At 56.0% G+C, this 13,022-nt stretch carries 10 protein-coding genes; 8 read left to right on the top strand and 2 right to left on the bottom strand.

Annotated features, from left to right (window positions below; genetic code table 11):
* The first annotated feature begins 10 nt into the window (after positions 1 to 10).
* From hflK to rlmB, 7 genes are all read left to right on the top strand, one after another.
* Positions 11 to 1,273 (top strand): FtsH protease activity modulator HflK, encoded by a 1,263-nt coding sequence (gene hflK / locus L466_RS00750; protein WP_014168313.1) that lies wholly within the window; start codon positions 11 to 13, stop codon positions 1,271 to 1,273.
* A 2-nt stretch (positions 1,274 to 1,275) separates the two neighbouring features.
* Positions 1,276 to 2,280: a protease modulator HflC gene (hflC, locus tag L466_RS00755; protein ID WP_014168314.1), complete on the top strand. Its 1,005-nt coding sequence runs from the start codon at positions 1,276 to 1,278 to the stop codon at positions 2,278 to 2,280.
* 71 nt (positions 2,281 to 2,351) lie between these two features.
* Positions 2,352 to 2,549 carry a DUF2065 domain-containing protein gene (locus tag L466_RS00760; protein ID WP_014168315.1) on the top strand — a complete coding sequence of 66 codons (198 nt, stop codon included), beginning with the start codon at positions 2,352 to 2,354 and terminating at the stop codon, positions 2,547 to 2,549.
* A gap of 104 nt (positions 2,550 to 2,653) precedes the next feature.
* On the top strand, positions 2,654 to 3,952 hold the full coding sequence (locus L466_RS00765; protein WP_032682073.1) for an adenylosuccinate synthase: 1,299 nt from the start codon (positions 2,654 to 2,656) through the stop codon (positions 3,950 to 3,952).
* Positions 3,953 to 4,144: 192 nt separating this feature from the next.
* Positions 4,145 to 4,570 (top strand): nitric oxide-sensing transcriptional repressor NsrR, encoded by a 426-nt coding sequence (nsrR, locus tag L466_RS00770; RefSeq protein ID WP_014168317.1) that lies wholly within the window; start codon positions 4,145 to 4,147, stop codon positions 4,568 to 4,570.
* Positions 4,571 to 4,608: 38 nt separating this feature from the next.
* Positions 4,609 to 7,050, top strand: coding sequence for a ribonuclease R (gene rnr, locus L466_RS00775; RefSeq protein WP_025206255.1), 2,442 nt, complete (start codon positions 4,609 to 4,611; stop codon positions 7,048 to 7,050).
* A gap of 69 nt (positions 7,051 to 7,119) precedes the next feature.
* Complete coding sequence (gene rlmB / locus L466_RS00780; RefSeq protein WP_014168319.1) at positions 7,120 to 7,854, top strand: 23S rRNA (guanosine(2251)-2'-O)-methyltransferase RlmB; 735 nt, start codon at positions 7,120 to 7,122, stop codon at positions 7,852 to 7,854.
* A 68-nt stretch (positions 7,855 to 7,922) separates the two neighbouring features.
* Here rlmB and L466_RS00785 read toward each other — a convergent pair whose 3' ends face one another.
* Positions 7,923 to 9,197, bottom strand: a complete 1,275-nt coding sequence (locus L466_RS00785) for an MFS transporter (protein ID WP_032681875.1) — start codon at positions 9,195 to 9,197, stop codon at positions 7,923 to 7,925.
* Positions 9,198 to 9,391: 194 nt separating this feature from the next.
* Between L466_RS00785 and L466_RS00790 the strand changes: the two genes are divergently transcribed.
* Positions 9,392 to 11,014, top strand: coding sequence for an isovaleryl-CoA dehydrogenase (locus L466_RS00790; protein ID WP_032681874.1), 1,623 nt, complete (start codon positions 9,392 to 9,394; stop codon positions 11,012 to 11,014).
* Here the strand turns inward: L466_RS00790 and L466_RS00795 are convergent.
* The gene (locus L466_RS00795) at positions 11,011 to 12,942 is read right to left on the bottom strand and encodes a methyl-accepting chemotaxis protein (RefSeq protein ID WP_032681873.1); all 1,932 of its coding nucleotides are present in this window, start codon (positions 12,940 to 12,942) and stop codon (positions 11,011 to 11,013) included. The two genes, L466_RS00790 and L466_RS00795, sit on opposite strands and share 4 nt — an antisense overlap.
* Positions 12,943 to 13,022: the final 80 nt, after the last annotated feature.

Here is a 13,022-nt window from a genome sequence, read left to right as displayed (position 1 = left end):
GAGCATATACATGGCGTGGAATCAGCCCGGTAATAACGGACAAGACCGCGACCCGTGGGGAAGCAGCAATAATCAAGGCGGCAACTCTGGGGGAAATGGCAACAAAGGTGGTCGCGAGCAGGGGCCGCCGGATCTGGATGATATCTTCCGCAAGCTAAGCAAGAAGCTTGGTGGTCTTGGCGGAGGTAAAGGTTCTGGCTCTGGTGGGGGTTCCACTCAGGGGCCGCGCCCGCAGTTAGGGGGCCGCGTGGTGGGCATTGTTGCCGCTGCCGTGGTGATCATCTGGGCTGCCAGTGGGTTCTACACCATTAAAGAAGCGGAACGCGGTGTGGTCACCCGTTTCGGTAAGTTCAGCCATCTGGTTGAACCAGGTCTGAACTGGAAACCGACTTTCATTGACGACGTGACCGCGGTGAACGTGGAGTCTGTCCGTGAACTGGCGGCCTCCGGCGTGATGCTGACCTCCGACGAGAACGTTGTGCGCGTTGAGATGAACGTCCAGTACCGCGTCACCGATCCGCAGCACTACCTGTTTAGCGTGACCAGTGCAGATGACAGTCTGCGCCAGGCCACAGACAGTGCGCTGCGCGGTGTGATCGGTAAATACACCATGGACCGCATTCTGACCGAAGGTCGTACCGTTATTCGTAGCGATACCCAGCGTGAGCTGGAAGAGACCATTCGCCCGTACAACATGGGTATCACCCTGCTGGATGTCAACTTCCAGGCTGCTCGTCCGCCGGAAGAGGTGAAGGCCGCGTTTGATGACGCGATTGCCGCCCGTGAAAACGAACAACAGTACATCCGTGAAGCGGAAGCGTACACCAACGAAGTTCAGCCACGTGCTAACGGTCAGGCGCAGCGTATTCTTGAAGAAGCGCGTGCGTATAAAACCCAGACCGTCCTGGAAGCTCAGGGTGAAGTGGCGCGTTTCGCGAAGATTTTGCCAGAATATAAAGCGGCTCCGGAGATTACCCGTGAACGTCTTTATATTGAGACCATGGAAAAAGTGCTGAGCCATACGCGTAAGGTACTGGTTAACGACAGCAAAGGTGGAAACCTGATGGTACTGCCGTTGGATCAGATGCTGAAAGGCGGTTCGGCGCCGGCGGCAAAGGCGGATACCAGTGGTGCCAACAACCTGCTGCGTCTGCCACCTGCGGCATCCGGTAGCTCAAGCGCCACAACCACGCCTTCTTCGAACGATGGTGACATTATGGACCAACGCCGTGCTAACGCGCAGCGTAACGACTACCAGCGTCAGGGGGAATAAGGATGCGTAAGTCAGTTATTGCGATCATCATCATCGTATTGGTCGTGCTTTATACCTCTATCTTTGTGGTGAAAGAGGGCGAGCGTGGAATTACCCTGCGTTTTGGTAAAGTTCTGCGCGACAGCGAGAACAAGCCGCTGGTGTTTGAGCCGGGCCTGCACTTTAAAATGCCACTGATTGAATCGGTGAAAACGCTCGACGCCCGTATCCAGACCATGGATAACCAGGCCGACCGTTTCGTGACCAAAGAGAAGAAAGACCTGATCGTTGATTCCTACATCAAATGGCGTATCAGTGATTTCAGCCGCTACTACCTGGCAACGGGCGGTGGCGACGTTTCTCAGGCGGAAGTGCTGTTGAAACGTAAGTTCTCTGACCGTCTGCGCTCTGAGATTGGTCGTCTGGATGTGAAAGACATCGTCACCGACTCCCGTGGTCGTCTGACGCTGGAAGTGCGTGATGCGCTGAACTCCGGTTCTGCAGGAACCGAAGACGAAGTCACCACCCCGGCAGCGGATGATGCCATTGCCAAAGCGGCAGAACGCGTTCAGGCTGAAACCAACGGCAAAGTGCCGGTGATCAACCCGAACAGTATGGCTGCTCTGGGTATCGAAGTGGTCGACGTCCGTATCAAGCAGATCAACCTGCCAGCGGAAGTGTCCGAGGCGATTTACAACCGTATGCGCGCCGAGCGTGAAGCGGTAGCCCGTCGTCATCGTTCACAAGGTCAGGAAGAGGCGGAGAAACTGCGTGCGGCAGCGGATTACGAAGTGACCAAGACGCTGGCAGAATCTGAGCGTCAGGGCCGTATTCTGCGCGGTGAAGGGGATGCCGAAGCGGCAAAACTGTTTGCCGATGCCTTCAGCCAGGATCCCGACTTCTACGCCTTTATCCGTAGCCTGCGTGCTTACGAGAACAGCTTCCAGAGCAACCAGGATGTGATGGTGCTCAGCCCGGACAGCGATTTCTTCCGTTACATGAAGACGCCGGCTAACGCAACGCGATAAACTCAGGCCAGTTTGAGTATTCAAACCACCGCTCTCAACGGAGCGGTGGTTTTCTTTTATAAGGATGAAAAATGAATTCAACGATTTGGCTTGCGCTGGCCCTGGTTCTGGTGCTGGAAGGCCTTGGACCGATGCTTTATCCGCGTGCATGGCGTCGGATGATAGCCTCTCTGAGCCAGTTGCCGGATAATATTTTGCGTCGATTTGGGGGCGGACTTGTGGTTGCCGGCATCGTTATCTACTACATGTTGAGGAAAACGATTGGCTGATCAAAAAGTAATCTGGTTTGGCGTATTTTGAGGTCAAAAAGTGCTGTATATCTGAAAAAGCGATGGTAGAATCCATTTTTAAGCAAACGGTGATTTTGAAAAAAATGGGTAACAACGTCGTCGTACTGGGCACCCAATGGGGTGACGAAGGTAAAGGGAAGATTGTTGATCTTCTGACTGAACGGGCTAAATATGTTGTACGCTACCAGGGCGGTCACAACGCAGGCCATACTCTCGTAATCAACGGTGAAAAAACCGTCCTCCATCTTATTCCATCAGGCATTCTTCGCGAAAACGTCACCAGCATCATCGGTAACGGCGTTGTGCTGTCTCCGGCTGCTCTGATGAAAGAGATGAAAGGTCTGGAAGACCGTGGTATCCCCGTTCGCGAGCGTCTGCTGCTCTCCGAAGCCTGCCCGCTGATCCTTGATTATCACGTGGCGCTGGACGTAGCGCGTGAAAAAGCGCGTGGCGCGAAAGCGATCGGCACGACCGGTCGTGGTATCGGCCCGGCTTATGAAGACAAAGTTGCTCGTCGCGGTCTGCGCGTGGGCGATCTGTTTGATAAAGAGACGTTCGCTGAAAAACTGAAAGAAGTGATGGAATATCACAACTTCCAACTGGTGAATTTCTATAAAGCTGACGCTGTTGACTACCAGAAAGTGCTGGATAACGTCATGGCGATTGCTGACATTCTGACCGGTATGGTTGTTGATGTGTCCGATCTGCTGGACCAGGCGCGCAAGCGTGGCGATTTCGTCATGTTCGAAGGTGCGCAGGGTACGCTGCTGGACATCGACCACGGTACCTATCCGTACGTTACCTCCTCTAACACCACAGCAGGTGGCGTTGCGACCGGTTCTGGTCTGGGTCCACGTTATGTGGATTACGTTCTGGGCATCATCAAAGCTTACTCCACTCGCGTGGGTGCGGGTCCATTCCCGACTGAGCTGTTTGATGAAACCGGCGAGTTCCTGTGCAAGCAGGGTAACGAGTTTGGCGCGACCACCGGTCGTCGTCGTCGTACCGGCTGGCTGGACGTGGTAGCCGTGCGTCGCGCAGTACAGATTAACTCCCTGTCTGGCTTCTGCCTGACCAAACTGGACGTGCTGGACGGTCTGAAAGAGGTGAAACTCTGCGTAGGCTACCGTATGCCTGATGGTCGCGAAGTGACCACCACTCCGCTGGCTGCGGATGACTGGAAAGGCATCGAGCCAATCTACGAAACCATGCCAGGCTGGTCTGAAACGACGTTCGGTGTGAAAGAGCGTAGCGGTCTGCCGCAGGCAGCGCTGAATTACATCAAGCGTATTGAAGAACTGACCGAAGTGCCGATCGACATTATCTCTACCGGCCCTGATCGTACTGAAACGATGATCCTGCGCGACCCGTTCGACGCATAATCTTCGTGACTGCTGGCCTGCGGGACAACCCGCAGGCTGGATACGCGTCGCGCCATCCGGCGAACGCTCCTCGATCTCCGCTTTTTCGCCCCGTCTGTCAAATAAATTAGCCGCTTACTATCTGGCTGGTTTATCATCATTAATGAATATCTGTGCGGTTTATCCGCGTTTTCCCTTTTTCCTGAGGTTGATGTGCAGTTAACAAGTTTCACCGATTACGGCTTACGCGCGCTGATTTACATGGCGTCGTTACCCGATGGGAAAATGACCAGTATCTCTGAGGTTACAGAGGTATACGGTGTGTCCCGTAATCATATGGTCAAAATAATCAATCAACTTAGTCGTGCCGGATACGTTGCTGCCGTCCGCGGGAAGAATGGTGGGATCCGTCTCGGTAAACCGGCGCAGAGTATTCGTGTTGGGGATGTGGTACGTGAACTGGAGCCATTGTCTCTGGTGAACTGCAGCAGCGCGTTCTGCCACATTACGCCCGCTTGTCGCCTTAAACAGGCACTTTCTCTGGCCGTGCAAAGTTTTCTCAAGGAACTGGATAACTACACGCTGGCCGATTTGGTTGAAGAGAATCAACCACTTTATAAATTATTGCTGGTGGAATGAAGAAAATTTCCACCGGAGCTGACAACGGAGGAACCGATATGTCACATGATCCTTTCCAGGAACGCGAAGCCGAAAAATACGCGAATCCTATCCCCAGCCGCGAGTTCATCATTGAACACTTAACAAAACGCGAAAAACCCGCCAATCGTGAAGAACTTGCCGTTGAATTAAACATTGAAGGTGAAGAGCAAATTGAAGCCCTTCGCCGCCGCCTGCGTGCGATGGAGCGCGACGGGCAACTGGTCTTTACCCGCCGTCAGTGCTATGCGCTTCCCGAACGTCTTGACCTGCTGAAAGGCACCGTCATCGGCCACCGTGATGGCTATGGCTTCCTGCGCGTAGAAGGCCGTAAAGACGATCTTTATCTTTCCTCTGAGCAGATGAAGATGTGCATTCACGGTGACCAGATCCTGGCGCAACCGCTGGGCGCGGACCGTAAAGGTCGCCGCGAAGCGCGCGTGGTGCGTGTCCTGGTCCCTAAAACCAGCCAGATTGTTGGCCGCTACTTTACCGACGCTGGCGTGGGCTTTGTGGTGCCGGACGACAGCCGCCTGAGCTTCGATATCCTGATCCCGCCTGAAGAGGTGATGGGCGCCCGTATGGGCTTTGTGGTGGTGGTTGAACTCACCCAGCGTCCTACCCGCCGCACCAAGGCGGTCGGGAAAATCGTCGAAGTGTTAGGCGATAACATGGGCACCGGCATGGCCGTTGATATGGCGCTGCGTACTCATGAAATTCCTTACGTCTGGCCGAAAGCGGTTGAAGAGCAGGTTGTCGGCCTGAAAGAAGACGTGCCGGAAGAGTCCAAAGTGGGCCGCGTGGATTTGCGCGATCTGCCGCTGGTGACTATTGATGGTGAAGATGCCCGCGACTTCGATGATGCCGTTTATTGCGAGAAAAAACGCGGCGGCGGCTGGCGTCTGTGGGTTGCCATCGCTGACGTAAGCTATTACGTGCGCCCGCATACTCCGCTGGATAACGAAGCGCGCAGCCGTGGAACGTCGGTCTACTTCCCGTCGCAGGTAATCCCGATGCTGCCGGAAGTCTTGTCTAACGGCCTGTGCTCCCTGAACCCGCAGGTTGACCGCCTTTGCATGGTCTGCGAGATGACCATCTCCACCAAAGGGCGCTTAACGGGTTACAAATTCTACGAAGCGGTAATGAGCTCCCATGCGCGCCTGACCTACACCAAGGTCTGGCATATGCTGCAGGGCGATCAGGATCTGCGTGAGCAGTATGCGCCGCTGGTGAAACACATCGAAGAGCTGCATAACCTCTACAAAACGCTGGATCAGGCGCGTGAAGAGCGCGGCGGGATCTCGTTTGAGAGCGAAGAGGCGAAGTTCATCTTTAACGCTGAACGCCGCATTGAACGTATTGAGCAGACCCAGCGTAACGATGCCCATAAGCTGATTGAAGAGTGTATGATTCTGGCAAACATCTCGGCGGCACGTTTTGTTGAGAAAGCCAAAGAACCTGCGCTGTTCCGTATTCACGATAAACCGTCGACCGAAGCCATCACTGCGTTCCGCTCCGTGCTGGCTGAACTGGGTCTGGAACTGCCTGGCGGTAACAAGCCAGAGCCGCGTGATTACGCTGAATTGCTGGAGTCGATTGGCGATCGCCCGGATGCAGAAATGCTGCAGACCATGCTGCTGCGTTCCATGAAGCAGGCGATTTACGATCCGGAAAACCGCGGTCACTTCGGCCTGGCGCTGCAGTCTTATGCCCACTTTACCTCGCCGATCCGTCGTTATCCGGACCTTTCCCTGCACCGCGCGATCAAGTATCTGCTGGCGCAGGAGCAGGGTCATAAAGGTAATACGACCGAAACCGGTGGCTACCATTATTCAATGGAAGAGATGCTGCAACTCGGTCAGCACTGTTCCATGGCCGAACGTCGTGCAGATGAAGCGACGCGCGACGTGGCAGACTGGCTGAAGTGTGACTTTATGCTGGACCAGGTGGGTAACGTCTTTAAAGGCGTGATTGCCAGCGTCACCGGCTTTGGTTTCTTCGTCCGTCTGGATGAACTGTTTATCGACGGTCTGGTGCATGTCTCCAGCCTGGATAACGACTACTACCGTTTCGACCAGGTCGGGCAGCGCCTGATTGGTGAATCTGGCGGCCAGACCTATCGTCTTGGCGATCGCGTGGAAGTGAAGGTCGAAGCCGTTAATATGGACGACCGTAAAATCGACTTTAGCCTGATCTCCAGCGAGCGTGCCCCGCGTAATGTGGGTAAAACGGCGCGTGAAAAGACGAAAAAAGGGGGCAACGGCAACACCGGTGGCAAACGTCGTCAGGCGGGTAAGAAGGTAAACTTCGAGCCAGACAGCGCGTTCCGCGGTGAGAAGAAACAGAAGCCGAAGGCCGCAAAGAAAGAGGCCCGGAAGGCGAAAAAGCCTTCCACCAAAACGCAGAAAATCGCGGCTGCCACCAGGGCAAAGCGCGCAGCGAAGAAACAGCAGGCGGAGTAATTCTCCCCCTCAACCTGACCCTCTCTCCTGCGGAGAGAGGGAAAAGAAAAGACAGAACGAGAACCATCAATGAGTGAAATGATTTACGGCATCCACGCGGTGCAGGCCCTGCTGGAGCGCGCACCGGAGCGTTTTCAGGAAGTGTTTATTCTGAAAGGGCGTGAAGACAAACGTCTGATGCCGCTGATCCACGCCCTGGAAGCACAAGGTGTCGTGATCCAGCTGGCGAACCGCCAGTTCCTGGATGAGAAAAGTGAAGGTGCCGTTCACCAGGGCATTATTGCCCGCGTTAAGCCAGGCCGTCAGTATCAGGAAAACGATCTGCCGGATCTTATCGCCGGGCTGGAAAATCCATTCTTCCTGATCCTTGACGGCGTGACCGACCCGCACAACCTTGGCGCATGTCTGCGAAGCGCAGATGCGGCAGGTGTTCATGCGGTTATCGTGCCGAGGGATCGCTCTGCACAGCTTAACGCGACGGCGAAGAAAGTGGCCTGTGGCGCAGCAGAAAACGTACCGCTGATCCGTGTCACCAACCTGGCGCGCACCATGCGTATGCTGCAGGAAGAGAATATCTGGATCGTCGGTACCGCGGGTGAAGCGGATCATACTCTGTATCAGAGCAAGATGACCGGCCGTCTGGCACTGGTAATGGGTGCCGAGGGCGAAGGTATGCGCCGTCTGACCCGTGAGCATTGCGATGAGCTGATCAGCATTCCAATGGCGGGCAGCGTGTCGTCTCTGAACGTCTCCGTGGCAACAGGTATCTGCCTGTTTGAAGCGGTACGTCAGCGCGGGGAATAAAACAGCAAGGCCGTCCTCAGGACGGTCTTTCGTATTTTCTGTGGGAGAGTCACCAGACGGTGAAAAGCTCACTCCTCCAGTGACCGCAAATGGTCATCCTTCCTGAGCGTCATCAGCGCGAAGATACTCACTACCGCCGTTGCCATGACGTAATAAGCCGGAATATCTAGGTTGCCCGTCTCTTTAATCAGCCCGGTAATAATCAGCCCCGCGCAGCCCGAGAAAAGGGCGTTCGACAGGGAATAAGCCAGCCCAAGCCCGGTATACCGTACGCGCGTCGGGAACATCTCTGAGAGCATCGCCGGCCCGGGGCCTGCCAGCATCCCCACCAGACCACCCGCAATCAGCACCACCAGCGCTTTGATGGCCAGCGTGCTGGACTCCGCCTGTAAAACCTTCAGCAGCGGCAGGGCAAGGAGCAGCAGCAACGTGGTGGCGACGATCATCACCGTGCGGCGTCCGATTTTGTCGCTCAGGATCCCGGACGGAATAATCGTCAGCGCAAAACCGATGTTCGAAATCACCGCAATCAACAGCGCCTGATTAAACCCGGTATGCAGCGCCGACTGCAGATAGGTGGGCATAATCACCAGATAGGTATAACCCGCCGCTGACCAGACCATCACCCGGCCAATGCCCATCGCAATGGCATTGAGCGTGGCAACGGTATCAGCCTGAGTGGCAACCGGCTTTTCCTGCTGTTGCACAAAGCTTGGCGTCTCTTCCATACTCACCCGCAGCCACAGCGCCACCACGCCCATCGGTAATGCCAGGAAGAACGGGATGCGCCAGCCCCAGTCATGCAGGGCTTCCGGTGTCAGAAGGGCGGAGAGCAGTGCGACAATGCCAGCGCCTGCTAACAGGCCCAGCGCGACGGTAAATGACTGCCATGCACCGTAGAGGCCCCGCTTGCCGCGTGGGGCAAACTCGGTCATCAGCGAGACGGCGCCACCATACTCACCACCGGCGAACAACCCCTGCAAGATGCGCAGCAGCGTGATAATCAGCGGGGCGGCAATACCGATGCTGGCATAGACCGGCACAATACCGATTGCGGCGGTGGCCAGCGTCATCAGCACCAGTACAATAATCAGCGTCGGTTTTCGGCCTATCCGGTCACCTATTCTGCCAAACACCACCGCGCCCAGCGGGCGGAAGAAGAAGGCGATGGCAAAGGAAGCGTAGGTAAGGATCAGGCTGGTTAGCCCCGCGTCCCCCTCAAGCTGGAAGAAGTTCTTCGCAATTACGGTCGCCAGAAAACCATAGACCGCAAACTCATACCACTCGATAAAGTTACCAATGGAGCCTGCAATTAATGCACGCTTGTGCGCGTCCGGTTGCATAACGTTCCTCACTGAAAGGGGGTAAGAATAAATTATTCAACAAAAGCGAATGCGCGAAATAGTTTATTCTTATGTTCTGTGAGCTATTTCACGAATGATATCAGCGGGATCGTCATCGTGTGACCTCACTCCCATGCAGCGTGCACGTGGCCTGTCCATACTTATCTTCATTGCCACTGAAGGAGGGAGACAGCATGCACTGGCAGACCCATACCGTTTTTAATCAACCTGCACCGCTCTCAAACAGCAACCTTTTCCTCTCTGATTGCGCTCTGCGTGACGCGGTTGTTCGCGAAGGCGCCGAGTGGGATATCGAGCTTCTTGCCAGCATCGGCCAGCAGTTAGGAACCGCGGAATCGCTGGAGCTGGGCAGGCTGGCGAACGTTAATCCGCCGGAGTTATTACGCTATGACGCCACCGGGGAGCGACTGGATGATGTTCGCTTTCATCCCGCATGGCACCTCTTAATGCAGGGGCTTTGCGCGAACCGTGTCCATAACCTGGCGTGGGAAGAGGAGGCGCGCAAAGGCGCGTTTGTCGCCAGAGCTGCACGTTTTGTCCTGCACGCTCAGGTAGAAGCAGGCACGCTTTGCCCTGTCACCATGACCTTTGCTGCTACACCGCTGCTGCAACAGGCGCTGCCCGAGCCGTTCCGTGACTGGATCACGCCGTTAATGAGCGATCGTTACGATCCTCATCTTGCCCCAGGGGCGCAAAAGCGTGGCCTGCTGATTGGCATGGGGATGACAGAAAAACAGGGCGGCTCGGACGTACTCAGCAATACCACCAAAGCGGAAAAGTGCAATGACGGCAGCTACCGGCTTATCGGGCATAAATGGTTTTTCTCTGTGCCGCAAAGCGATGCGCATCTGGTGCTGGCCCAGGCGAAAGGGGGGCTGTCCTGCTTTTTTGTTCCACGCTTTTTGCCTGACGGGCAACGCAATGCCGTACGTCTGGAGCGGCTGAAAGAGAAGCTCGGCAACCGCTCTAACGCCAGCAGCGAAGCGGAATTCCTGGATGCGTCCGGCTGGCTGCTGGGGGAGGAAGGAGAAGGGGTACGCCAGATCCTCCGAATGGGCGGCCTGACGCGGTTTGACTGCGCGCTGGGCAGCCATGGGCTGATGCGTCGGGCTTTATCCGTGGCGCTTTACCATGCGCATCAACGCCAGACGTTTGGTAAAAACCTTATCGACCAGCCGCTCATGCGCGATGTGCTGAGCCGCATGGCGCTGATGCTGGAGGGCCAGACGGCACTGTTGTTTCGTCTGGCCCGGGCGTGGGACAGGCGTGCCGATCCTCAGGAGGCCGCCTGGGCGCGCCTTTTCACCCCCGCGGCGAAATACAGCGTCTGCAAAGCGGGTATCCCGTTTGTGGCGGAAGCCATGGAAGTGCTCGGCGGCACAGGCTACTGCGAGGAGAGTGAGCTTCCCCGTTTGTACCGTGAGATGCCCGTGAACAGCATCTGGGAAGGGTCCGGCAATATTATGTGCCTGGACGTTCTGCGTGTACTGACGAAGCAATCCGGCATTCTCGACCTGCTTGTGGATGATTTTGCCCAGGTAAAAGGGCAGGACAGGCACTTCGATCGCAGCTGGCGTCAGCTTCAGCAAAAACTGCGAAAACCGCAGGAGGCGCAGGGGCGGGAGATCACGCAACAGCTTTTCCTGCTGGGGGCCGGAAGTCAGATGCTGCGGCACGCATCGCCACCCGTGGCGCAGGCGTGGTGCCGCATGATGCTTGATACCCGCGGCGGTACGCTGATGAGCGAGCAGGTGCAAAATGACCTGCTGTTGCGTGCCACGGGCAGGGTTGGCTAACTCTTTAGCTGGAACAGGCTCACCAGTTGGGTGAGGTGCGAGCCTTTCTCACGCAGCGTGTGTGCGGTTTGTTCGCTACGTAAGACGCGGTCGGCGTTGATGTGCGACGCTTCGCCAATGTGGGTCATGGCCAGATTAACCTGGCCTATTCCCGCGGATTGCTCGCGGGACGCATGGTTAATCTCCGTGACCAGCTTGTTGATGTTATCGATGTGCACGATGATGGAATCCATCGCCAGACGCGTTTGTTCAGACAGCGCATGGCCTTCGCTGACTTTTCTGAGCGTATCACCGATGAGCTGTTCAATCTCCTTCACCGCGTTGGCGCTGCGTCCTGCCAGCGCGCGCACCTCCTGCGCCACCACCGCAAAACCTTTTCCGTGCTCGCCTGCGCGGGCTGCTTCAACCGCTGCGTTAAGCGCCAGAATGTTGGTCTGAAAAGCGATGGATTCAATCACGCGCGTGATGTCTTCGATTCGCTTTGATGCTTCGCGAATATCATCCATGGTAGCGACAGCGTGGGTGACCGTCTCACCACCCTGGTGTACCGCGCGCGACGTTTCGCCTACCAGCTGCTGCGTTTGTTCCATGTTGGCGGCATTTTGCTGCACGGTCGCGGCCAGTTGCTCCATGCTGGCTGACGTCTCTTCTACACTGCTGGCCTGCTTGTTAATCTGCCCGGATATTTCTTCGCTATCGGATGCCAGCGCGTTGGTGCCCATATGGATCTCCGCTGCGGCCTCGCGCACCTGAAGAACAATTTTCTGCAGTCCCCCTCCGATACCGTTAATGGCATCGATGAGCTGACCGACCTCATCCTGGCGGGTCACGGGCAGGCTGGAGCGCAGATCGCCTGCGGCATACTGTCGGGCCAGGTGGATCACATTGCGCAATGGGTGCGTCAGTATGCGTCGTATAATGACCACAAACAGACCCGCGAAGAGTACTGACAGCACCACCCCTGCCAGCAGGAAGCGGTCGCGCATGGCGGTCACGCTTGAGAGCAGTACCGATTTATCCACTTCGCCGACAATGGCCCAGTTCCAGCCTGGCAGCGGCGTATACGCCATGGTCAGCGTGCGGCCATCGGCACTGACGCGCTCCAGCGTGCCGGATTTATCACTCAACAGCTGTTGCTGGATAGCGCTATCCCACTCCGGTACTTTTCCTTCCGCGCTGGTGTGGAACAGATACTGCCCGCGCGTTTTGCCGTGGCTGCGATCCAGAACATAGAAGTGACCGCTCTCGCCCAGTCGACGGTTGAGGATTTTCTCGCGCATGACTTTCCAGGAGTGAGTGATGTCCACACCGACAAAGATGATTGCAATGACCTGGCCGTCCGCGTTTTTAACCGGCTGGTATTGGGTGATGTAGCGCTTGCCGAACAGCAGCGCCAGACCGCGATAAACCTCGCCCCGGGTGACGGCGGCAAAGGCCGGGCTGGTGGTATCCAGAACGGTGCCCATTGCCCGCCCGCCGTTCTCTTTACGCAGCGATGTGGCGACGCGCACAAAGTCGTTACCGCTACGCACAAACAGGGTCGAGATTGCCCCTGTCCGGCTCAGAAAATCGTCTGAAAGGGAATTGTTTTCATGTAGCCCGGTTTCCCCTCCTTTCAGGAGCGGAACGTTAATCCCGTTAATCGTCTGGGTTTGAGTGTTATCAACGCTCAGTGGCTGGGGCAAAAAGGTGGTAAACAGCCGGGTATAACTCTCGACCTCTTCACTCAGGCTGGTGTTAAACATCTGCACCATATCGACCATGCCGGTGGACTGATTATGCAGGTCTTCTATCGCGAGGGCTTCAAGCTGCTGGCTGGCTTTTTGGCTGAGCAGAAAAGTGAAAAACAGAAACAGGATGGCGACACTGGCACCGGTAAGCAGCGACAGCTTTGCACCCAGACCTGCACGACGGAAAAAGTTGATCATAAATTGCTCATCATTGAAAAGGTATGGCTTTTCAACGGCAGAGCAGAGATAACGTTTACTGTTTTAGTGTAACAAAATGT

The organism is Enterobacter sp. BIDMC 30 (genome assembly GCF_000534355.1).
Lineage (GTDB): Bacteria > Pseudomonadota > Gammaproteobacteria > Enterobacterales > Enterobacteriaceae > Enterobacter > Enterobacter ludwigii.
The sequence above is the reverse complement of the archived record's forward strand: the minus strand, read 5'-3'. Positions and strand labels throughout refer to the sequence as shown.

Bases quoted from the DNA above. Each gene is read 5' to 3' on its own strand.
- hflC (WP_014168314.1), top strand. From the start codon at position 1,276: ATGCGTAAGTCAGTTATTGCGATCATCATCATCGTATTGGTCGTGCTT.
- rnr (WP_025206255.1), top strand. From the start codon at position 4,609: ATGTCACATGATCCTTTCCAGGAACGCGAAGCCGAAAAATACGCGAAT.
- L466_RS00790 (WP_032681874.1), top strand. From the start codon at position 9,392: ATGCACTGGCAGACCCATACCGTTTTTAATCAACCTGCACCGCTCTCA.
- L466_RS00765 (WP_032682073.1), top strand. From the start codon at position 2,654: ATGGGTAACAACGTCGTCGTACTGGGCACCCAATGGGGTGACGAAGGT.
- hflK (WP_014168313.1), top strand. From the start codon at position 11: ATGGCGTGGAATCAGCCCGGTAATAACGGACAAGACCGCGACCCGTGG.
- L466_RS00760 (WP_014168315.1), top strand. From the start codon at position 2,352: ATGAATTCAACGATTTGGCTTGCGCTGGCCCTGGTTCTGGTGCTGGAA.
- rlmB (WP_014168319.1), top strand. From the start codon at position 7,120: ATGAGTGAAATGATTTACGGCATCCACGCGGTGCAGGCCCTGCTGGAG.
- L466_RS00795 (WP_032681873.1), bottom strand. From the start codon at position 12,942: ATGATCAACTTTTTCCGTCGTGCAGGTCTGGGTGCAAAGCTGTCGCTG.
- L466_RS00785 (WP_032681875.1), bottom strand. From the start codon at position 9,197: ATGCAACCGGACGCGCACAAGCGTGCATTAATTGCAGGCTCCATTGGT.